The following is a 23,921-nucleotide window of genomic DNA, read 5'->3' on the forward strand; positions in this document are numbered from 1 at the left end:
CATGAAAGCATCAGAAAAATTTAAAACCGCCATAGAAAGTTACCTGAGCGAAAAAGCGCAGAACGACGCCGAGTTTTCCGCTGACCTCAACAAAGAGAGCAAAAACCTCGAAAGCTGTTTCCATTACATTTTCGGCGAGGTCAGAAAAACAGGCGAATGCGCCTTTGACAATCAGGAAATCTTTGACATGGCTATCAGGTATTACGCAGACGACAGCATTGGAACGCCTGCCCCTGTTGCGTGCAGAGTGGCGCTAAGTGCTCCTGCAAAACCTGATTTGTTCTCAACTGCTCCCGGAGTATCGCAAAGCACATTTCAAAAAACAGAAACGGTACAGCCTGTAAAGCCTGTAAAACCCTTAACACTCTTTGACTTATGATACCCAAAACAGTTACAGAAAAAGAAATAAGCGCTTTAAGCAAAACCCTAACCCCAATCACAGCGCAGATGCATCAGTGGGCGGAAAAAAACATTTTCCTGAAATGGGCGGTGCTCTCAAGGGGAAAATTCCATTGTCTGGAATGCACCCATTCGTGGAAGCCCGACAGTCAAAGCCAGTCCTGCCAGAAGTTTATCAAATGTGCCTCCTGTCAGGGAAAACTTAAAATGCATCAGCACAATCAGGTGCATTTCAAAGAAATCGAATACTTCGCTCTCACCGATACCTGCTCTGGGTATCAGGTGGTGCGAATCATCTGCTCGCACAAGAACATGAAAAAGAATGTTCTTCCCGCCTATTGCCATACCGAAGTAATGCAGCATTGGATAAATCCAAAAGGGGAAGTACGCACCATCTCAAGAAGCACCAATGTTTTTTCCAATGCCTATGATGCATGGCAGTACTATTCCCCTTTAGAAATCCGTCCAAAGGATTTTCAGAACTCCCCAAAATACCGCATCAATCCCTACAAGGTTTATCCGCACATGAAAGTCATTACGTTTTTGAAAAGAAACGGCTTTAAAACTTCCGTGCACGGCATTGCACCGCAGATACTCTTTACTGCCCTGTTAAAGGACTATATTGCAGAAACCCTTTTGAAAAGCTCGCAGACCTCTCTGCTCAAGCATTACCTGACTTCGCATGAACAGCATCTGCGTGAAAACTGGCAGGCAGTAAAAACCTGCCTTAAACAGCGTTATCAGATTCAGGACATAAAAATTTGGGAGGATTATATTGCCCTGCTCCGATGGTTCAAAAAAGACCTCAGCTCACCTGCGCTTGTCTGCCCTGAAAATTTAGACCAGGCGCATGACAGGCTTGTTGCCAAAAAAAGGGACATACAGCGCAGAAAGCATCTTGCGCAGATGCGTGCTGAAATACAGAAAGCAGAGCCGATTTATGAAAATGATAAAAAACAGTTCTTCGGACTTTCTTTTACCGATAATGACCTTACCGTAAAAGTCCTTGACCGTGTGCAGGATTTTCTCTATGAGGGCGACACGCTCCACCACTGCGTATTTACCAATGAATATTATAAAAAGAAAGATTCCCTGATTCTTTCTGCTCAGATTGAAAACAGACCCGTGGAAACCATTGAACTCTCCCTTTCCAAAATGGAAATTATCCAGTGCAGGGGGCTTCGCAATAAAGCCACTAAATATCACAGCAGGATTCTTAGGATTATAAATAAAAACCTGCCTGAGATTGCCGGACGGCTGAAGAAACGAAAAAAACAGACTGCTCCCGCTTAACCCATTTTACTATTGATACCGCAGATTTTACACTGCGGTATTTTTTTGCGCGCGCAGACACTTTAAGGTGCACGGAGCAGTCCCGGCTTAGGGGCTACTGTGGAATGTTAAGTCAATTTCATCACAAAGTTCGGGCACGTCCTTCGGTTCTCCGCAAAAAATTCCCCCATAAATGCAGGGCTGCGCTCCTGCTTTATTGCGTTGCTTTCTGCGTTCGCTCGTCCCTGCCCGCACGGCGGTGCTGTAATTAATCTTAAAACTGCAGCAATTATGAAAAATCAATATCAAAACACAGACTGGCAGAAAGTATCAGAAATCGAATTGATCTATAAAACCAAAGTAAAAAGCACTGAAAGACCGTGTATCACTTCTTCCAGAGATGCTTACCGCATACTGCTCGACAGCTGGGATCCCGGAAAAATAGAATTCTTTGAGCAGTTCAAAGTGCTGCTGCTCAGCCAGTCCAATAGGGTTCTGGGAATCTATGAGGTTTCCTCAGGAGGCATCTCAGGAACCGTGGTTGATATGCGCCTGCTTTTCGCGGCAGCCCTAAAAGCTGCCGCCGTCGGGATCATTATCACCCACAACCATCCCTCCGGAAAGACTGCACCTTCCGAGGCCGACAGAAATATGACCCGAAAAATCCGCGAAGCGGGAAAACTGCTGGATATCCCGCTGCTCGACCACCTGATCGTGACACCCGAGACCTATTACTCTTTTGCAGATGAAGGCGCCCTGTAAGGGCGTTTTCATCTTTCATGCCCTTGCGCTGTTCTGTTTTTTGAAGTAATTTTGCCCTATGAATCATGAAGAAATAAAACGCCATTTTGAGAACAATCCGCCGCCGAAGGAAGTAGTGTGGACCGAATGGGCGAAGATTACCGACACTCAGGTTTTCCTGAACAGCTGTTATACCACCATCAGAAATTTTAGCGGCCCGATAGACCGCTGTCCGGCATGGTGGCATTTACGAGATTTTTACCTGCTTATGAAAAAAACAGCAGGCCAGCCAATCAATGAGGAACCAGCTTCAGAATAATTCTGATCCTTCCGTAAATTCTTAATAAAGGAAAAAAGCACCGAAATCGGTGCTTTTTTTATGCCCCGAAAAATAAGGCTTTTTAAACTTTGTTATTATTTGGAACATTTTATTTTTAAAATTTGTTACCAACTGTACTAATTTTGGTCTGTATAAAATGATTAAGATTATGAGCCGGGCTATTGTACACATCGACATGAACACGTTTTTCGTATCCTGCGAAAGACTCACAAATTCTGAACTTAACGGCATACCGCTTATCATTGGAGGCGGTGAGAGAGGCGTTGTGGCTTCGTGCTCCTATGAAGCCAGAAAATTCGGCGTGCGCTCGGCCATGCCGATCCACATGGCCATGAAGCTCTGCCCTCAGGCAAAAATCATGAAAGGCGATATGGAGCTCTATTCGAGGCTCTCCCATGACATTACCGAAATCATTCAGGAAAAAGCGCCCGTGGTGGAAAAAGCCAGCATTGATGAATTTTATCTGGACATCACCGGCATGGATAGATTCCACGGCAGCTACAGATGGACCGATGAGCTCGCGCAGCGCATTACAAAAGAAACAGGCCTTCCTCTCACCTTTGCGCTTTCGGTCAATAAAACCGTATCGAAAATCGGTACAGGGGAAGGCAAGCAGAAGCAGAACCTTGAAATTCCTGAACATCTTGTCCAGTCCTTTTTAAATCCGCTCTCCATTAGAAAAATTCCGATGGTCGGCCAGAAAACCTTTGAGCTTCTTTCCCGAATCGGCATCCGCACCATCCAGACACTCTCTGAAATGCCTGCCGAATCCCTGCAGCAGATGATCGGCAAAAACGGAACCGAACTCTGGAAAAAAGCCAATGGCATTGACAACACGCCTGTGGAGCCCTACACGGAAAGAAAATCAATTTCAACCGAAGACACCTTTTCCCAGGACACTATTGATGTGCTGAAACTAAACAGAATCCTGCAGGGAATGGTGGAGAAACTGGCCTATCAGCTCCGTGCAGAGCAGTGGCTCACCTCAACGGTGACCGTGAAGATCAGATACGCCAATTTTGATACCGAAACCAAACAGTGCAGAGTCCCGTACACCTCAGCGGATCATATTCTGACTCAGACGGTAACAGATCTCTTTACCAAACTCTACCAGCGCCGTATGCGCCTGCGTCTTATAGGCGTGCGCTTCAGCGGACTGGTCAGGGGAACCTACCAGATTGACCTATTCAATGATACCGAAGAAATGCTGGCACTCTATCAGGCTATGGACAGAATGAAGACCCGTTACGGATTTGATGCCGTGATGAGATGCGCCGGCGCATCTTTCAAACCCAATAATAAAGACGAAATTCTAAAACGCAAAAAATAGATCATGTACCTCAACTGCCACTCTTTTCATTCCCTGCGCTACGGCACCATTCCGCTGGATGATCTGATAAGACAGGCAGCGGATTGCGGTGCCACGGCGGCAGCCTTGACCGATATCAATACCGTAACAGGGATTTATGATTTTATAAAAGGCTGCGAGACCTCAGGCATAAAACCGCTTGTCGGGATAGAATTCCGCTGCAGACATAAATTTCGCTATATCGGTCTGGCCAAAAATGCTGCAGGACTTGCCCAGATGAACCGCTTTCTGACCGATCACAATTTCAGCGGAAATCCCCTGCCGGAAAAGGCTCCGCCGTTTGAATCGGTTTTTTTTATATATACGTTGGAAAATGCGCCGGCAGAGCTCAGCGAAAATGAATTTATAGGTATTGAGCCTGACCAGCTCGGAAAGCTTTATATGCCTGAGCTTAAAAAGAAGATTTCCAAAATGGTTATCCTGCAGTCCGTGGTATTCCGAACCAAAAGGGAATACAACCTGCATAGGATCCTGCGCGCCGTTGACCTCAATGAGCTACTGTCCAAACTTGGGCCCAATGACTGCTGCCGAAAATCCGATATGATGATTGCTGAAGCTGAACTTACCGCCCTTTATAAAGATTATCCCGAGATTATCCAGAATACGCGATACATCATCGAGCACTGTAATTTTAAATATGATTTCGAAAGCCCGAAAAACAAAAAACATTACACCAAAAATAAAGCCGGTGACATTGCCCTTTTGACCACACTGGCCGAAGAAGGTCTGGTGTGGCGCTATGGAAGACATAATGCAGAGGCAAAAGCGCGTGTGGAGAAAGAGCTCAAAGTCATCAATGATCTTGAATTCAGCGGCTATTTTCTCATTACCTGGGATATCATACGATACAGCAGCAGCCGGGGTTTTCTCCATATCGGAAGGGGTTCGGGCGCCAACAGCATTATTGCCTACTGTCTGGGAATAACAGACATCTGTCCTTTGGAGCTTGACCTGTATTTTGAGCGGTTCCTGAATGAGAACCGTAAAAGCCCGCCCGATTTTGACATCGACTGGAGCTGGAAAGAGCGTGATGTAATCTTAAAATACATCTTCGACCGTTACGGTTATGAGAATGTAGCTTTCTGCGGCACTAATGTGGAGTTTAAATACCGCTCGATTTTCCGAGAAGTAGGCAAGGTTTTCGGCCTTCCCAAAGATGAGCTGGATATGCTTGCAAAAAATCCCATGAAACTCCACCAGACCAATTCTATTGTCAAGCTGGTGCAGGAATACGGCATGATGCTCGAGAAATATCCCAATATGCGCAGCATGCATTCCTGCGGAATCCTGATCTCGGAAGAGCCGCTGACCAATTACACCCCACTGGAAATGCCTCCCAAGGGCTTCCCTATTGTGCTATTTGACATGCATACGGCAGAGGATATCGGTTTTGAAAAATTTGATATCCTCAGCCAGAGAGGAATCGGACATATTGATGATACGGTAAAACTAATTGAGAAAAACAGAGGCCTTCGAATCAATATTCGGGACACCTCATTATCAAAAAACGAGCAGTCAGCCAACAAATTTCTGGCAGAAGGCAGGACAATCGGATGCTTTTACATTGAAAGCCCTGCCATGCGGGGCCTATTGCGCCGCCTGAAATGTGATAATTACAAGACACTTGTCGCCGCCTCTTCCATTATCCGTCCTGGAGTGGCGCAGTCGGGAATGATGAAGGAATATATCTTCCGCCATAACAACCCGTCAAAATTTGAATATTTTCATCCCGTTTTTGAAAAGGAGCTCGGAGAAACCTACGGGATTATGGTGTATCAGGAAGACGTGATCAAAATTGCCCTGCATTACGGCGGACTTTCAGCTGCAGATGGAGATATCTTAAGACGTGCCATGTCAGGGAAAGGTCGCTCAAAAGCCGCTTTGGAGAAAGTAAAGGACGATTTCTTTATTTCAGCCGCTGCAAAAGGGCATCCCGAAGCACTCAGCCAGGAAATCTACCGACAGATCGAATCCTTTGCGGGCTACTCCTTCTGCAAGGCGCACTCTGCCTCTTACGCCGTGGAAAGCTACCAGAGCCTCTATTTGAAGGTGCACTACCCTGTTGAATTTATGGTTGCCGTAATCAATAATCAGGGAGGTTTTTACAGAACTGAAATCTATGTGCACGAAGCCAGAATGGCCGGCGCAGTTATCCATACTCCGTGTGTGAATAAAAGCGTATATGAAACTGCTCTTTACGGCACCGATATTTATCTGGGTTTTATGCACCTGCAGGGCCTGGATTCCAAGCTCTCGCAGTTCATTTCTTTTGAACGCGAAAGAAACGGTATTTATAAATCACTGGAGGATTTAATAAACAGGGTGCCCATGGGCATTGAGAATGTAAAGGTTCTCATCTTTATAGGCGCTTTCCGCTTTACGGGAAAAACCAAAAACCAGCTGCTGGTGCAGGTAAGCCTTTTGATGAATAATTTCAAGCCTGAAAACCGCGGGCTTATGCTCATTGAGCAGCCCGCAAAAGAGTTCAAGCTGCCGGTTCTGGAGCGCTCGGTTTTTGAAGATGCTTTTGATGAAATCGAGCTTTTGAATTTCCCAGTTTCCTGCACCGTTTTTGATCTGCTGCAGACAAAACACCGCGGAGATGTGATGGTGCGTGACCTTCTCAAATACCATAAAAAACAGGTCCGCATGCTGGCCTACCTGATCTCGACCAAGCAGGTGCCGACCAAAAGGGGCAATATGTATTTCGGTACATGGATCGACCATGAGGGAGCGTATTTTGATACGGCGCATTTCCCCGACAGTCTGGTCCACAATCCATTTCAGGGAGGCGGCTGCTACCTGCTTTTGGGAATCGTCGAAATTGACTATCATTTTCCGACCATCACTATTTCAAGGATGGCGAAAATGCCATTTATCCCTGATCCACGATATTCGGACTCTGAAAAAAGGTTTACCACACAGCACAATATCAAACAAGATGTCAGCAGCACACACCGCCAGCCTTATCCGCAGGAGCATGAAATTAATCTGCCGCGCCACAGAATGAAATTTTGAATATTTATTTATGTAAAGTCCTAAGAATGAATTAAATTTGATAGAGAAGCAAGAAAAGGAAAAGAAAAATAAGCATGAAGCACATCAGTTTTCTGCTGTTTCTTTTCCAAAGCTTTTGCTTTCGTTTTTCATTTTCTTTTATAAGCCTTTCAATGCGTTTAATGTCTATTGGGTAAGTGTCCATAAGATCGTTTTGTCAAACTTAAGCGCAATGAAAAAAATAAAAGCCCCTTTAATGATATATTAGTATCAGAATAAGACATTTTTAAAACAGCCTTAAAACGGAAAATTATGTGTTATTATACCCAGCAGAATGCCTCGATAGAAGATCTCAAAAGACGCTTTAACGCAGAACTCGACAATGAGGAGACTTATCTGCAGTCGGATTTTATAAATGGGTTTTCACACCCTAACATTCCTGTAATACTCAATTCCTCTCCGCATCTTATCACAACGGATTATACTTGGGGGCTTCTGCCTTCCTGGGCAAAAGACATTGAGTTCAGGAAAAACACGCTCAATGCCCGCATTGAATCCATTGACGAGAAAGCGTCCTTCAAAAACATAACCCATAACCGATGCCTGATTATCGCTTCGGCCTACTATGAATGGCACTGGAATGACGAAAAGGGAAAAAGCAAGGACAAGTACCAGATCAACTCGCAGGATGATGAAATCTTTACTTTTGCAGGCTTGTATTCATCGTGGACAGATCCGATAACGGATGAGATTAGAAACACCTACACCATGGTGACCACTAAGGCAAATAAGTTAATGGACTTCGTGCACAACCACAAGCACAGGATGCCTATAATGCTGAAAAAACAGGATGAAACGGCATGGCTGGACCAGTCTGTAAAGATTCAGGAATTTGCCTATCCCTATGAAGGAAACTTAATTGCACTTCCGTCAAATTAAAAACAGTTTTATGAAACAGGATATCGATTATTTCAACGGCATAAGCACCGAAGATCTGTTTAATAGATTTATGCAGAAGCTGTATTCTAAAACACAATTCATACAATATAATGACCCTGATGACTTTTTCGATCCTGAACAGGAATACGGAAATCACATAACAGAGTGTATTGCAGAAGAAAAAGATTTTATACGAGAATTAATCCTAAGTACTTCCGCTGAAGCTGGAATAGCATTGACAAACGAGCGTGTTGAAGAATTGGTGCAGCAGAAAAGAGAAGAAATCAACAAACTGACAGGATCAGCAATCGAAGAATATATTGAAAAGATTTCGGTTACCTATATTGATCCTGTCCCGGAATGCAGCCAGAAATACCTTGTTCAGCAATGGGTGTGTATACTTCGGAAGTTTATAAAATCATTATTAGGCAGGTAGATAAATGCCAGAATAAAAAGCACTCACTTGATATAAAGCGGAAGTAATTTGCTTCGCCTAAAATCAGAGCTACTTTCCCAAAGGTCAACATTCGATAGAAATCAATAAAGGCATTTGTATAAATTTTAAATCTAAGAATTCCACAGCCATAAAATCAGACTCCAAGCAGATATTTTTAAAGACTTACTTAAAAAAAGCGATATAAAAAAAGCGTAAGCCCTATTTTTAAGCTTCAGAATTCTAAAAATTAAAGTAAGGATAAATGCACTTTTTGCTTAAGTTAAACTTAAAATCGATAAAATGCAAATTTAAACGATAAAAAAATCGCTAAAAATTTTGTCATATAAAAAATCGTCACTAACTTTGACGAAAATAAAATCGTTATGTCAAAATCTGAAAATCAAGATCTCTTCTTAAGAAACAATACAGGGAACAAATCCAAACTTGCAATAATTGAAGGGTTTGTTGTGCGAACTGCTGAGCTTAATGAAATTACAGATTATCTTCAGGAGTCAGTCGATAATAATAATTTTAGAAATATTATTATTATCGGTCAAAGAGGTGCAGGCAAGACAACATTAATGCATAGATTAAATTATTTCCTTTTAGAAGATGATAATCTTTCCGAAAAGTATTTACCAATATTATTTACTGAAGAGCAATATAACTTATCTGACTTAACAAATTTATGGGAAGCAATAGCTGTATTTATAGAGGATAACTTTTACACTGAAGACCTTACATACAAAATGGAGCAAATTATTGAGGAGGAGGATGATTATGAACAAAAATCTTTTACTTTTCTTCATAATTTTCTTGTTTCAGTAAATAAAACTGTGATTCTATTTATCGAAAACATTAATTATTTTCTAAAAAAACTTTCCCAAGAAGAAAAAGAAAGACTCAAGTCTATCGTTACCTCTTCGGGTTCAATCAAGATTATTGGATCATCAACATCTTTTTCAGATGGATCTATTGATTTTACCGACTCCTTTTATGATTTTTTACAAATTGTTCCCCTTAATGGACTTAGCCAAGAAGAATGCATAAAGCTGTTAATTAAAATAGGCCAGCAATACGGAGAAGAAGAACAAATAAAAAATGTAATAAATAATTACCCAGGTAGAGTTGAAGCATTGAGAAGATTAACCGGAGGGATTCCTAGAACAATTTCATATTTATTCCAGATTTTCTTAGACAATGAGAATGGCAAAGCAATTAAAGATCTTTATTTACTTATAGATACGTTAACATTATTATACAAATCTGAACTTGATCAATTATCAGCTCAGCAGCAAAAAGTTATAGATGTCATAGCTAGAAGGTGGGATGCTATATCTGTTAAAGAGATAGCAAAAAAAACTAGACTGGAAAGTAAAAATATATCATCGATACTTTCCTATCTAGAAAAAAATCAACTAATCGAGAAAGTCCCAACATCTACAAAAAATCATCTTTACAGAATTAAAGAAAGGTTTATGAATATTTGGTACTTAATGCGATTTGGCAGAAAACATGATAAAGATAATGTTGTATGGTTGGTTCGATTTTTTGATGCCTGGTGTGATGAAAGCGAATTGACAAATAGATTAAAAAAATACATTCGCAATGTAAAAGACGGAAAGTACGATCCAACTGCTGCTATTGACATGGGTAATACATTTTTATCCTGCGAAAATCTTCCAGATTATTTGAAAGAAGAATTAATAAACACTACAAACTCAATCCTGCCAAATAGACTTCTAAAAGGCACAAGGACAACTTCCGAGCAAGCTCTAACCGAAATAAAAAAATTAATAAACGAAGGCCATTTTACAAAAGCAGTAGAAAAACTTCTTGAAGTTGATGAAAAAGACATAGATTATTATACTGTAGCTACATCCGCTTATCTCAATGTCGGTGACACAAAAAATGCATTAGAATCGGCTAAAACAGCCCTTGATATAGACAATTCAGACCCACTAGCCAATCTAATTGTTGGGATTATCTACGATATGTACTTAGATGATCAAGACAGCGCAATTAAATACTATAAAAAATGTTTAAGCCTCCCTCAAGAACATCCGTATGCAGCCAATTTATTAGGCAATATTTACAGTAAAAGAAAAGACTTTGAGACTGCTATTGAATATCATAACAAGGCAATTTCTAAAAACTTTAAACAACCCTTATTATCTTTAGGAAAGATCTACATAGAATTAGAAGACTTTGAAAAGGCTGAAGACTATTTCAAGGAAGCAATTAAAGCTAAAGTTGAGGGAGCATACACAGAGTTGTCAAAATTATTGGTGAAGACAAAAAGAAATAAAGAAGCATTAGCCGCACTTAAGAATGCAGTGAATGCTAGCGAAGAAAAAAGTCACATAATTTTAGGACTTTTCTATCTCATGGGAAAAAAACCTAATTTCAAACAAGCGGAAGTACAATTTCTACAAGCCATTGAGAAAGGCGAAGTTGAAGGATACGAACAGCTTGGAAAACTTTATTCAAAAACCAAAGAAATTGAAAAAGCTGAAGCAACATATATTCAAGGTGTAAAACAAAACAGTAGCGAATCTGCCCATCGTCTTGCTCACTTGTATAATAAAAAAAGAGATTTTGAAAAAGCTGATGAAATGTTTCAAAAATCGATTGATTTGGGTGATAGTTCGGTTTTAGGATGCTGGATAGAAGGAATTTATGACTACAAGCGATTTAATAAAAAGAAAAATGCTTTAGATTTAGTCAGAAAACATATTGAAAGATTCGGTCAAACACTACGCTTCAATTTACTTTATGCGAAAATGTTATTGTGGAATGATAAAACAGAATCTTCAATACAAATTATAAAAGATGAGGTACCAAAAGTAATTAGTACTTATAATGACGAAAATGAAGATATGCGATATTCGCATACAATCTTTACACAACTTGTGGATTTTTTCCTTCTTTTAATTGCAAAAAAGGAATATCAGACTGCACTAGAGTTATTTGACGACTCAAACAGTCTTGATCTAAAAACAGTACTAAAGCCAGTTTATTATTTATTAATGGGCGAATTAAAGAGTGAGTTCCCATTGGAATATCTAAAAGCTGGAAAAGAATTAACTGAAACAATTAACGATTTAAAAAAGGAGGTGGAATATTTAAGAAAGAAATAAACGAGCTTATAGACCCAAATATTAGCGAAATAAAAAAAGCACAGTCCAAGAGCTTCGAAATCTTAAACTATGCCTTTGACTTTTCGAAATATTATTTCTTAGAGATCTGAAATATGATAATCAAGATCGTAATACAAAGCAAAAATAGACAAACAAACTTTTTCTGCAAGCATTTTGGTCATTTTCTTTTCTCTCAAGAGCTAGTATTAACAATAATTAACAGCTTTACTAATATTTATGCTGATCCCTGTCATTACATTAAAGGCAGAAACATTATTCGAAGTACAGAAATTTAACTAAAAAATTAAAATTAAAATGGCAAACGCGCAAATTAAATATTACCCAGTTGGAAACGGAGACACCTCCCTAATTACATTAGAAGACAAAACAACAATCATTGTAGACTGCAATACTAGAAATTGTGACAATGATGAAATATACGATGTTAAAACTGACCTTTTAGCAAGTATTCAACGAGACAAGGGCATTCCTTTTGCCGACGTATTTATATTGACTCATGGTGATCATGATCATTGTCGAGGTTTCGAGAAACACTTTTATACAGGTGATCCTCAAAAATACTCTGAAGCTGACAAAAGAGAAGGAAAAATCCGTTTAGACGCAATGTGGTTCTCACCAATGATTGCAGAAGAACACGATAATCCTGACGAGCGAGTTTACCAGAAAGAGGCAGAACGTCGACTTACACTTCACAGACAAAATGATCCGAAGAAAGACATGCCTGGAAATAGAATCAGAATTATTGGCTATGATGGAAATCCTGATTACAAGAATTTAGACCACTTAAGATCAACGCCAGGTCAAATCGTGTCACGTTTTAATGACAAGGAACAAACGCTCTTTTCAATATTTATCCATTCTCCATTTAAAGAACATCTTCAATCAGAGGATAAAGAGTGGAAAAATCAGGCAAGTATTGTATTTCAGGCAAGATTCAAAAATAATGCATCCCAGTTGGATTTTTCTGCATTGGCAATGTTTGGGGGAGATTCTGACCATATATCATGGGAGCTTATCTTGGACAAATCTAAGAGATACAAAAATGAACATGCTTTAAAATGGGATTTATTTCTTGCCCCCCACCATTGTTCCTGGTCATTCTTTAATGACAGGCCTCAAGCAGAAAACTCAACACCAAAAACTACATCTTTGGATGCGCTTGATTACAAAAGAAACAATGCAAAAGTAATTGCCTCGAGTAAGAAAATATCAGCATATGACAAAAATCCGCCACACTATGCGGCTAAAACAGAATATCTAAAAAAAATAGCTGAAGATAATTTTATAAACACTTCAACCTATAATTTACTTAACAAAATACCTCAACCCATAATTTTTGAGGTAACACAACAGGGAATTACTAAGCCTAAACAGACGGAAGGCACAGCCAGAACAACTGGAAGCGCAGCCTTGGGTCTTGTAAACACTCCTTCAAAATATGGAAATGGAAAAGTTTAGCAGAACCCTGCAGCAACATGCTGAAAACATTGAGAATCCAGACCTTCTGGATTCTCTTAAATCATTAGAAAATTATATAGGCAACAGTACAGAAATTTTAGACTGGGGACACAATAAGGTAGCTGTCGCGTTAGAAATTAAGATTGACCTTCCCAGTTTAGGGAATTTTGCCAATTTGGATATCAGAGCTACAGAACCTGTAATCTTGGTCTTCGATAAGATTAATTATCCAATTTCAGCACCTAAGGTTTATACAGACCGCCTAGATTTTCCAAAGAACAATCTTGCGCATTTATATGTCGCGGTTAACAACCGCCCTCCGGCATTATGCTACATACGCGGAAATGCTGATGAATGGTATTCAAATAAAAGAATCGACGATCTGCTAATAAGGATCCGCAATTGGTTTCGAGATGCAGCAACTGGAGAATTAACACAAAATGGTGAACAATTCGAGCCATTAAGACTTGAAGGTTACTCTGGAAGCATTATGTATGATTACAACACTATGATAGAGGTTATTGAAGGCAAAACGAATCTTCAATTTGAAGGAAAATATAGCGTCGCACTTTTCGAAAGAAATACTTTTGAAACAAAAACATCATATAAATTTAGCAGACTTATCACTTCAAAAAATGCGCTTGAAGTGCTAAAAGATGTGGATGAAGAACGTAAAAAAGAAAAGAGTGACACTACAAAGAAGAAGTACTATTATGCGGTTATAATGTGGACAGAAGGAAATGAGACATTTCCTGAATTTAAAGTAAATATTCCGTCGGACTGGGAAGATTTTAAATCATTCTGCAGTTTTTACAAAATTAATGTCTCAGATTTTGAAAATTTTATCACTACTACAAGCGATCTTAATGAATATATACATTTCCCTGTAATTATTGGCATACGCCGCCCAAATCAGATAATCGGCTATTCTTCTAACGTAGAATTTATAAACTTAGATTTTAAACTGGACACATCAGATTTTGCACAGGGTAAAATCACCAATAATGTGCCAATTAAGATGCTAAAGCATAACCAGCCTTTAACAAATGCTCTTGCTGTTAAAATTTCAGGGAACAACTTAAACATTGGAGACCGAAATTTAATCTTTGGGTGCGGTGCTTTGGGTTCAAAGATAATTATGCATTTTGCCAGATCCGGACATACAAATATGACTATCTTAGATCCCGATGATCTATCTCCCCACAATCTAGTTAGACATGCTCTTTTTTCTGATGCTGTAGGAGAAAACAAAGCGGAAGCTTTGGCGGAAAAAATAAATGAATTATTTCCTTATCGACTAACCATAGGGGGACCTTCCCTTAAGGATGGATGGGACAAAAGCGAAACCTTCAGTAGATACAAATGGATATTTGATTTTACGGCTTCAAATGCTTTTTTCAACAAACTTATTGTTTTAGAAAATGCGAATCAATGTAATGTAGCAAGCGCCTCTATTTCAAATTTTGGAAATTTAGGCATTATGTATAAAGAAGGGCTGGAACGAAATCCACGTATTGACGATTTACAAAACCACCTTTATAGTTTATCCGAGCATGATAAGGATATTGAACAGTGGCTTTCAGCTGAGCAGATGGCAGTAAGCGCCAATAATCTGATTATCCAGGTTGGAGTTGGCTGTAATTCTGAAACAACAGTTTTGGCTGATGATAGAATTTCTTCACATGCCTCCTTTTTTTCTGGCGCATTAAAAAAGGAAGTCGAAAACATATCGCAGAACGGAAAAATATATCTAAATCGTATAAATGATTTGGATGAATACCGAATTGAGACACAAGTAATAAATGTTGAACCTTTTAAAGTTCTGAAAATTTGCAACAATGATAGATGGACAATCCGTATGAAAGGTCACATTGAAAAACATCTTTTGCACAAGTTTAAAACTGGCGGCACAGTTGAAACAGGAGGCGTCTTTTTAGGAAGCTGTAACTACAAGACAAAAACCATCCATATAACTGGTATAATTAATGCCCCGCTCGACAGCAAAGGCAGCTCTGTAGAGTTCATAAGAGGCGTGGAGGGACTATCCCAGCAGATAGCCGAAATTTCTAAAAAATCTGGAGGTCAGATCGGCTATATTGGTGAATGGCATACGCATCCGTCAGGTCCTAATATTCTAAGCGTACAGGATTTACAAAGCATAGAACTCCATAAAAAAGAATGCAGCCTTTTGCACCCCCCGTTACCAGTACTAGTAACCCTTATAACTCCCACCGGAATGTTTCCGTATATGTATTAAAAATGGAAAAGGAAATCAATTTAAAAGCTAAGAACACACCTCAATTATGGATATTGCTTTCTGCAAATATACTAATTATACTGGCAGTTGTTTTTCATGCCGAGTTCAGAGATCTTCAAAAGGATTTTGACATTTTATTCATTTTTAAAAGTTTAGGTGCATCCATTGCTCCCTTAATATTGTTTCTGCTCAATGGTTTTGTATCGAGCCATCAAAAAGCTATTTTAGTATTCTGGAAGTTGAAGGATCCTCTTCCTGGGTCTGAAGCATTTTCAAAATTAAGCAGACAGGACACAAGAATCGATCGAAAAAAATTAAAGCAGCTATATGGCATTTTACCGAAGAAACCGTCCGAACAAAATAAACTTTGGTACAAAATTTATAAAAAACACGTTTCAAATCTTATTATCTCTGAAAGTCATCGGGCATTTTTACTGGCTAGAGATCTAACATCCATGTGTTTTCTTTTTGTGCTTTTTCTTGGAATACCGGTATTGATTATTATTGAATCTCCTACTAATATCTCCTACTTTATATATTTGATCCTACAGTATTTTTTTGTCGTAATTGGTGCAAAAAATAGAGGTCGCCGATTCGTAACAAATGTATTGGCAGAGGAAACAAAATGATTTTTCCAAAATACACACTTTTTTTTACATTTCTTATGTAAATCCCTGCGTAATTTACTAATTTAACTTGAAAGCAAAAAAACTGCTTTCAAGTTATTTTTAGCATAATGTTTCAAATGATTTGAGAACCTAAATAACTATAATGGATATTCGTTAATTCATAAAACATAACTAATCACAATGCTTTATATTTTTCAATATATTTAGCATATAGTAGTAAAATAAATATTCCCCAGCTTTGGCTACATACTTTTAATCTTTCAGACCATTTAGCACTAACTCTCATAAAAGATTTTATCAAAATTTGAAGGTGCAAAGTTGCAGTTGCCTTCTACTTCTACAGTCTACATTTACATCTTGAAATGGAGAGCAATATTTCAATAATACTATTAATTAAATTATTAGCCGATAGCTTATAATAGTATTGCTTTTAATTTTCAGCGGAATTCTTTGCTCTTATTCTTCTTTTATAATGAATCATGATATCTTCGACACTAACAACACCTGTAAAGAAAGAAGTACTGAAGTAAACGTCGCTACAAAGGGATAAATAATTTTTGCCTGAAAATTTTATAGATATTAAAAACTTTTGACATATATCACTATTCAATACATAAAATTGCACTATGCTCAATCTCCATTTTAGTTATATTTGAAGAAAGTAATAGTCAATGAATCCAATTTTAAAAAATGATTAGAACAATTGCAGACTTTCTTGAAGAATTTAAAAATAATGGTCTAGAACAGATAGCTACTAATGACAGAGATATCAGTCATACCGTGACCATTGGAAATATGTACGAAGGCCTGACAGCTGAAATACTAGACAAAGCAATCTTCGATGGATTAAATCTCAAAATTGTAAAAAACAGTTTCATTTACAATGACAGCAATAAATTAAGCAAGGAAATGGACTGTATGATTGTAATTGGGAATGGAACGAAATTATCGTTTACCGATCAATTTAAATATCATATAAGTGACGTCGTCGCGGTCATCCAAGTTAAAAAAAAGCTTTATAAAGATGCTATTTCTGATGCACATCAGAATCTTAAATCTGTAATTGACATATCCGAGCCAAGAGATGGAGAAATTTATATGAACCGGATTTTATCAGATTCATACAGGTTGCTTGTCGGAAAAAAAATACCTACAAAAGAAGATCTTCCTAAGTTACCTTTTAGAGATCAAATTCTATATAATTTCCTGCTAATGCAGTCATTCTGGCCCATCCGTATTGTGATCGGCTACGATACTTACAAAACTGAAAATGCATTGCGAGAAGGTTTCGTTTCCCATCTTGAAGATGTAACCAAAGATGGCACTGCCCCCGATTACAGCCCTATTAGTTTTCCTGATTTAATTATTAGTGGAAAAAACTCAATTATTAAAAATGTTGGTATGCCTTTCTGCCTCCCTTTAGATAATAATATGGACTTCTATTGGGAAATTTTACAAACAACTAATAAATCTCCAATGTATTTGCTACTAGAGATGATTTGGACAAGAATAAGCTACAGATTTAGCCTGGGATCTGAAATTTTTGGAGATGATTTTGCACCAGAATCATTTCATAGATTTTTAAGCTGCAGAGATAAAAAAATAGATCATTCTAATTTTGGATGGGAATACAATTATTATTCATTTACCGATCAGCAGCTTTCTATTTTACCTGATAATTTTGAGTGGGAGCCAGTCGAAATAGATTCAAATGAATCAATATTAATGATGGGGCTAATAAAACTTCAGAACCTGACATTGAATAAAAAAGATGCTGCATTCTTTGAAGAAAAAAATATTAAAATTGAGGATTTAGTAGATTCTTTGGTAAAAAAAAGGCTTGTGTACAAAGAGAAAGATACTCTGTTTCTATTACTCGATCTCCCAATCCTGGCATTTGGTAATGGAAAAAATTATGTTGGTGAAAATAAAAGCGGAGAAATGACATCTTGGATGAGAAAACAAGAAAATAAATAATTTACGTTTTTATAAATTGATTAAATCTATTTATGAAAAAAAATTCCAAAAGAACCAAAATAAAGAAAAAAATCCAGCTATTCATACATCAAGTTTTATGACAAAATCATTGCACATAATATTTTCAAAAAGAATAAAATCAAGAAAATCAGTTCTTAACAGATGCCAAAAGTAATTCCATTTTTGAGCGGTAAAATCTTAAAATAAACATTCGAATATGAGTGCAGAATCGGTGCATTTGTTTTTAAGATTCATTTAAAACACTGTAATAAAGCCGCTTAAACACTTAAGTTCGAAACATTACTACATCAAAAAAGCTATAAAAATCATCAATCTGAGATTTGTGGCAAAATCGTAGCACATCTTACTTTTCAAAACTAAAAGTTCAGTAAAATCAAGGCCTTGCGGCTTTAGGTTCGAAACTGTACCTTAAGTCAATTATATCTAAAAGCAAACAGCTTTATACAAAGCAGAAGGTCTTGTTTTAATTTCTAATCTTCCATTGTTGTCTTAGAAAAACATGTTGCATCTAAGAGCTATTGCCCGTCTTTCAACTGATGTCTATACTTGATTCCTAAAAAAGAAGGCATTATTTTCGCAGCAGAAAAAACTAATAAACCTGATAGTATTTTTACACTGCTGCACCACCACTAATACCTCAATACTAAATTAATCTTTCTTACATTTACCCCTGCACCTGCAGAATTATCATTCAAACACAGACAAAATGGATCCCCGCCATCATGATTTCCCTGAAATAGAATCCGTAAAAGCATCAAAGAGAACCCTTTGGGTAAAAGCCATGGCCGCAGTTATTTTTGCAGGCATAATCCTGGCGGTGCTGAACCTTGAAATAGCCATTATGCAGTCCCAAAGCGTGCACGGGGGATTTAAAATCTTATCTGTGCTGCTCTCACTGCTTCTTTTATTTTTTATGGCCTATGCCGTCCTAAAAGGAATAAAGACCAGCAGAAACAACAAAATCAGCAGAATATCTGTGGACCGCAGCGGCCTGCACCATTATAAAGATGATGCAATAGTCGAATCGCTCGCTTTTAATTCCCTGCGGCCGGGTCCCCGTCCCGAAAATTACGATGTGATAGTATCCGAAGGCGAAGATACGAGCTATATAATCTGCGTGTACTATTTCGATAAATCCAAAAACATAACATCCCTTAAAGCCGTTACGCTTAACACCCCGTTTTCAATCCGCAATGCAGAAGAGCTGCAGCGGCATTTTATAAAAGGCATAATGCAGCTGCGCCCCGATTTGAAAGTTTCCCCAAAGGTCCTGGATTTATTAAACATCAAGGATTCATAAAATTCAAAAATATGCCATTTATGACATGCAATAGTCTGCCGGGCCATAATAATATAACAAAACAAAGCAGCCTGCCGATCCCTCTTGCAGCGCGCATGAATAAGACTCCTTGAGAAAATGGAAAAGCGGCTCAGGGGTTACCATAAGGACAAAACGAACCAGTAACCAAGGAAGCATACAGTACAACTTTTAAACCGGCTGTCCAGCTGCTGGCTATTATATAATTAAAAATAAAAATACTGTAAACAAATTCAAACGGCGCCTCCTACCTTCGACCTGTTACTGGTACACCGGTAATGTACCCTATACAAATAAAGATAAAATGGAAGATAGGTTTATGGACAGGTCTGCAGCTATATGGGATTTTCAACAATCCCCTGCAGACCAAATAAATAAATAATTAATTATCCTCCGCCTGTTATCTTGGAAATAAAAAGCAGTGGACTTTTTTATGAGCCATACTGCTGATGAATGCCCGAAGAAATTTTGCCGGATTGCATGATTTAAAATGGAATGCCAAATACTGCATTGAGCCAATTTATAAGTTACCGCTCACCAAGAATACAGCCCTCACCGGCTTATACCTCTCTGGACGATAAAAAGTACCCTGCCAAATAAATGCATAAGATTCTTTAAATTATTCCACAAACTGCATAAATTCTGCCTTATATCAAAGCCAGCCTCAAATTAATCTGCCGCTTTCTTTCACTAATACGCAGCTTAACACCATAGCCCCGATAGAAGAGGAAATCCTTTTGCGCCGGGGTTCGGTGCAAAAGATTGCTTCGCCAGTTCGCTTGCGCTCGGGTGCAGCGGATAGCGGGAAAAAGCTCCTTAAAACTCATAGTAAAGCAATGCTGAAAAAAAGAGGGAAAAAGCTCCCAAAAATGTATAGCAAAGCAATGCTGCAGAACTTAGACATAACAGCTCCAATAAATAAATAATCAATACCAAAACCTCAGTTTACATCTATTTAAGGGAGACGGCATCTTCAATATGCTCTGCATTTATAAAAGCCGCAATATACTGCTGGACATCATTACTTTTATCGGCAGCTGTCTCAAAGGTATTGATATGAAACTCCTCATCCTGGTCCGATATGTGGATAATTTCGGTATAGCCTTTGGAAATAAGGCTTCCTTTGAGTTTAATTACAGTGAGCTGCTGGCGCGGGTCCAGATCTTTTCTCACCTTTAACTGTATCGCTTTTTCCATGGCAGGATTTGTTTAATGTCTGGTCAATTTGAAACCCAAATTTATAATTTAATTTACAGACGCGGGCACTGGCCGCTGTTAAAATTACAAGTATTCTAAGCTGCACTATACATTGATGGTGGAGTATTTGCTCCATAAAAAGTTCTGTCAGCTGGAAATTATTATGTCCAGCAGATTTGAAACCTGCTTTCCTAAGCTAAGGTTAAAAATTGTTTTTCCTATTAACCTCCCGCTGGCTGCCGTAAAAATGGCTGCCGGCAATTTAGCCCCGATAGAAGCGAAAATCCTTTTGCGCCGACGTTCGGCGCAAAAGATTGGAACAGACAGCGGGAAAAAGCTCCAAGAAAAAACTAAAATCAACAGAGTGGATATGCAAACAAAAGCAGGATAAAAGTATGCCGATTTAAAAAAGGAAGTGCGAACTTTTACTGCCATGTCTATTCTGCTTTATTATATTGTTATTACTTGATAAATAAAAATTAAAACTGTTCCAACTGATAGATCTGCTCCATCATGAGCCATTTTTCTCCCGGTTTTGCTCCGGGGGGAGCCTGCTGAAACTTCCACATTAGCTGCTCCCACTGCTGAACCTCTGTGTTTGCAGCATCCATGAGCTGTTTTCTTTCGGGAGTAAAAGTCTCGTCCACTTCCATACACATAAATAATCTGTTACCTAAAAGATAAATTTCCATAGATACAATTCCGGCATCTTTAATGCTTTTGGTAATTTCAGGACGTGCATTTTCTGCAAGATGATATTTTTTATATTCTTCTATCAGCTCTGGATCATCAATCAGATCGCAGGCATAACATATCCTTTTAAACGGCATACTTTCCTGCTTAAAGTTTATATTCTATTTTTTTCCCTTTATAACCCAGCACTTTTTTTGTTCCGTCTGGCATCACAATGGTAAAAGTCCTTTCAGATAACATGCCCTTATATTGTCCTCTCCGGCTAGAAATAGTTAATTTTTTCTTCTTTTCACTATAGCTGAAATCAATTTCTGTGTAGGCGCCTTTTTCATAATTATAATTATCAAATTCATCTTCATAAAGAGTAAAGAAACCATCCTTTCCAGGATATAGTTTTATTTGAAGATTGTCCCATCTTTTTTCCTCGGCAAACTGCACTTGAGGCCCTATTGGAAGTATAGCGCCTTCCTTAACATAAAGCGGTATCATATCAAGAGTTGTTTTTCTGGTAATTTCCTGGCCGCCCTGCAGTTTTTCGTTGGTCCAGAAATCATACCAGCCGCTTCCGGCAGGAAGATAAACGATTCTTGATTTTTCTGCTTTAAAATCTATATTCTGCTTTTGATTCTGGCCTTCTTTAATTTTTTCGGGTGTATACTGGGCCTGGACCACTGGCGCAGCCAAAATAGATTTTCCGAACATAAACTCATCTTTAATATCCCAGCTTTTGGAATCATCGGCAAAATCCATAAATAATGCCCTCATAAAACTGGAATCTTTATGGGTTACTTCCCAAGATGTCGAGTAAATGTAAGGCAGTAAGGAATAACGCAGATTTATAAATTTCTCAATTGCATCGTATACCGGTTCTCCTTTCTGGCCAAAGTTATAGATCTCGCGGGGTATATCTGTACCATGCGAACGCATCATCGGATTAAAAGCGCCAAATTGCAGCCAGCGGACATAAAGCTCGCGAAACAACGGACTATCCGCTCCAGACACCTCTCCTTTTTGATTGTAAACTCCAGCAAAAAAACCTCCAATATCTGAATTCCAATGCGGCATACCGGTTAGGGTAAAATTAAGTCCCGCCGGAATCTGAGCACGCAGGTTTTCCCAGCTGGATTCTACGTCTCCTGTCCATGTATTGGCACCATAACGCTGCTGGCCGGCAAAAGCAGATCTTGTCAATATGAAAACCCTTTTATCTGAAGTCTCTTTACGCTGATGATCGTAAACTCCGCCTACAGTCATCAGAGGATAAGCATTTCGGACCTTTCTAAAAGTTCCCAAATATGTTTTGGTATCGTAATCTTCCGGCTTTACCCAAAGATGATCGGGCTCTGTAGAATCCATCCACCAGCCGTCAATTCCTTTTGCAAAAAGGCCTTCTCCTGCATATTTCCAATAAATGTCTCTTGCCTTTGGGTTATAGGCGTCATAAACACGCACTCCGGAAGGATAATCTTTTTTGGGCGGAAAAATTTCGCTGCCGGATTCAGGCCAAGTCAGAAAATCAAACAGCATTGCGTTACTATTCAACTCATTATAAGGCTTGGTTTTTGGTCCAAACGAAGACCAGATCGAAATAATCATATGGGCATTGAGACCATGAATTTCATCTACCATCTTTTGAGGCTCAGAAAATTCAGGATTAAGAAACTCCATCGCATTCCATAAATAATTATTCCCCCAATACTGCCAGTCTTGGATTATTCCGTCCAGAGGCACTCCCAGTTCGCGGTATTTTTTTACTACGCCGACTATTTCGTTCTGGCTTTTATAACGTTCTTTGCTCTGCCAGAAACCATAAGTCCAAAGCGGAAACATTGGAACGCTTCCTGTAAGCTTTCTCATTTGCGAAACCACTCCATCAGCATTTTTACCGTACATAAAATAGTAATCTGCCCCATCTCCTACATTAGATTCAAAGGAAGTCCCGTCAGCACTGTCTTTAAATTCTGTAGGAGCGTAATTATCCCAAAAAAGCCCATACCCTTTTACCGACTGAAAAAAAGTCACGGCATCTTCTGTATTTCCCTGTTCCAAACGATAATTTTGATTTCTTTGGTTTAAATCTCCTCTCTGGTGCTGTCCTAATCCATATATAGGTTCATTTTTGTCTAAATCAAATGCCTGATATACGGTATAAGAATTGGTATCGGTATCTTTTACAGGTGTAAATTTTGTTCCCTTTTTTTTCTCACGCAGTAAGGTTTGATCTGAACTTGCAAATGAGATTTCTCCTGTTGGGAACTGCACTGTAACATTAAGGCTTTCGGATTTTAGAACCAATTGGCTGTTTTGACTTTTTACTGTAAAAGGAGCTGCTGACGGTTTCATGATTACCGAAAGGCTTTCTTTAGAATAAACACCCGCTGCGGGATATTTTATAACTCTTACAATAGAAGGACTGTAAAACTGAATTTCTATTTTATTTCCATCTGCTTCAGTTTTAATTCCTAGACTTGTTTTCTCATACTTCTGCCCGTAGCTCATTACACAGAAAAGCAAAGGGCAGATAAATTGGTAAATAAATTTCATTTTGATAGTTTGATAGTTAATAGTATTATAGTTTTTATTTTTTGGTTTGCATATTATGAAAAGCAGGTGCTTAAGAAATCTTTTTCTGCTGTAACAATTCAAAAAGAAGAGGCATATGATATTCGAATACCCCTTTTAATGCGTGCCTCGAAATTTTGCAGATGCTAATGTAC

Annotated in this window: 18 protein-coding genes; 15 read left to right on the forward strand and 3 right to left on the reverse strand. The window is 38.6% G+C overall.

Annotated features, from left to right (window positions below; genetic code table 11):
* Position 1 precedes the first annotated feature (1 nt).
* The 14 genes from QE431_RS13520 to QE431_RS13585 all read left to right on the forward strand — a co-directional run bounded on the left by QE431_RS13520 (position 2) and on the right by QE431_RS13585 (position 19,296).
* On the forward strand, positions 2-379 hold the full coding sequence (locus QE431_RS13520; RefSeq protein ID WP_307296740.1) for a Cas9 inhibitor AcrIIA9 family protein: 378 nt from the start codon (positions 2-4) through the stop codon (positions 377-379).
* The gene (locus QE431_RS13525; protein WP_307296743.1) at positions 376-1,692 is read left to right on the forward strand and encodes a PcfJ domain-containing protein; all 1,317 of its coding nucleotides are present in this window, start codon (positions 376-378) and stop codon (positions 1,690-1,692) included. Before QE431_RS13520 ends, QE431_RS13525 begins: the two co-directional genes overlap by 4 nt.
* A 270-nt stretch (positions 1,693-1,962) precedes the next feature.
* Positions 1,963-2,433 carry a RadC family protein gene (locus QE431_RS13530; protein ID WP_307296745.1) on the forward strand — a complete coding sequence of 157 codons (471 nt, stop codon included), beginning with the start codon at positions 1,963-1,965 and terminating at the stop codon, positions 2,431-2,433.
* 58 nt (positions 2,434-2,491) lie between these two features.
* A complete protein-coding gene (locus tag QE431_RS13535; protein WP_307296747.1) occupies positions 2,492-2,731 on the forward strand; it encodes a hypothetical protein in 240 nt (79 codons plus the stop codon).
* 169 nt (positions 2,732-2,900) lie between these two features.
* Complete coding sequence (gene dinB, locus QE431_RS13540) at positions 2,901-4,082, forward strand: DNA polymerase IV (protein WP_307300552.1); 1,182 nt, start codon at positions 2,901-2,903, stop codon at positions 4,080-4,082.
* 3 nt (positions 4,083-4,085) lie between these two features.
* The gene (locus QE431_RS13545) at positions 4,086-7,139 is read left to right on the forward strand and encodes a DNA polymerase III subunit alpha (protein ID WP_307296750.1); all 3,054 of its coding nucleotides are present in this window, start codon (positions 4,086-4,088) and stop codon (positions 7,137-7,139) included.
* 291 nt (positions 7,140-7,430) lie between these two features.
* Complete coding sequence (locus tag QE431_RS13550) at positions 7,431-8,057, forward strand: SOS response-associated peptidase (protein ID WP_307296753.1); 627 nt, start codon at positions 7,431-7,433, stop codon at positions 8,055-8,057.
* Between the two features lie 10 nt (positions 8,058-8,067).
* Positions 8,068-8,493 carry a hypothetical protein gene (locus QE431_RS13555; protein WP_307296755.1) on the forward strand — a complete coding sequence of 142 codons (426 nt, stop codon included), beginning with the start codon at positions 8,068-8,070 and terminating at the stop codon, positions 8,491-8,493.
* 383 nt (positions 8,494-8,876) lie between these two features.
* Entirely contained in the window at positions 8,877-11,633 is a 2,757-nt protein-coding gene (locus QE431_RS13560) for a tetratricopeptide repeat protein (protein WP_307296757.1), read from the forward strand.
* Between the two features lie 315 nt (positions 11,634-11,948).
* Entirely contained in the window at positions 11,949-13,112 is a 1,164-nt protein-coding gene (locus QE431_RS13565; RefSeq protein WP_307296759.1) for a hypothetical protein, read from the forward strand.
* Positions 13,099-15,369, forward strand: a complete 2,271-nt coding sequence (locus QE431_RS13570; protein ID WP_307296762.1) for a ThiF family adenylyltransferase — start codon at positions 13,099-13,101, stop codon at positions 15,367-15,369. Before QE431_RS13565 ends, QE431_RS13570 begins: the two co-directional genes overlap by 14 nt.
* 2 nt (positions 15,370-15,371) lie before the next feature.
* Positions 15,372-15,998, forward strand: a complete 627-nt coding sequence (locus QE431_RS13575) for a hypothetical protein (RefSeq protein ID WP_307296764.1) — start codon at positions 15,372-15,374, stop codon at positions 15,996-15,998.
* A 690-nt stretch (positions 15,999-16,688) separates the two neighbouring features.
* Positions 16,689-17,975 carry a DUF6602 domain-containing protein gene (locus QE431_RS13580; RefSeq protein WP_307296767.1) on the forward strand — a complete coding sequence of 429 codons (1,287 nt, stop codon included), beginning with the start codon at positions 16,689-16,691 and terminating at the stop codon, positions 17,973-17,975.
* A gap of 727 nt (positions 17,976-18,702) precedes the next feature.
* Positions 18,703-19,296, forward strand: a complete 594-nt coding sequence (locus QE431_RS13585; RefSeq protein WP_307296770.1) for a hypothetical protein — start codon at positions 18,703-18,705, stop codon at positions 19,294-19,296.
* Positions 19,297-20,265: 969 nt separating this feature from the next.
* On the opposite strand, the gene QE431_RS13590 is transcribed toward QE431_RS13585, so the two are convergent.
* Positions 20,266-20,511: a hypothetical protein gene (locus QE431_RS13590; RefSeq protein WP_307296772.1), complete on the reverse strand. Its 246-nt coding sequence runs from the start codon at positions 20,509-20,511 to the stop codon at positions 20,266-20,268.
* A gap of 115 nt (positions 20,512-20,626) precedes the next feature.
* Here QE431_RS13590 and QE431_RS13595 point away from each other — a divergent pair, with 115 nt between their 5' ends.
* Entirely contained in the window at positions 20,627-20,902 is a 276-nt protein-coding gene (locus QE431_RS13595; protein WP_307296773.1) for a hypothetical protein, read from the forward strand.
* A gap of 88 nt (positions 20,903-20,990) precedes the next feature.
* Here the strand turns inward: QE431_RS13595 and QE431_RS13600 are convergent, their stop codons facing one another.
* On the reverse strand, positions 20,991-21,341 hold the full coding sequence (locus QE431_RS13600) for an L-rhamnose mutarotase (RefSeq protein WP_307296777.1): 351 nt from the start codon (positions 21,339-21,341) through the stop codon (positions 20,991-20,993).
* Positions 21,342-21,351: 10 nt separating this feature from the next.
* A complete protein-coding gene (locus QE431_RS13605) occupies positions 21,352-23,748 on the reverse strand; it encodes a glycoside hydrolase family 31 protein (RefSeq protein WP_307296780.1) in 2,397 nt (798 codons plus the stop codon).
* Positions 23,749-23,921 lie beyond the last annotated feature (173 nt).

Source organism: Flavobacterium sp. SORGH_AS_0622, assembly GCF_030818825.1.
Classification (GTDB): Bacteria; Bacteroidota; Bacteroidia; order Flavobacteriales; family Flavobacteriaceae; genus Flavobacterium.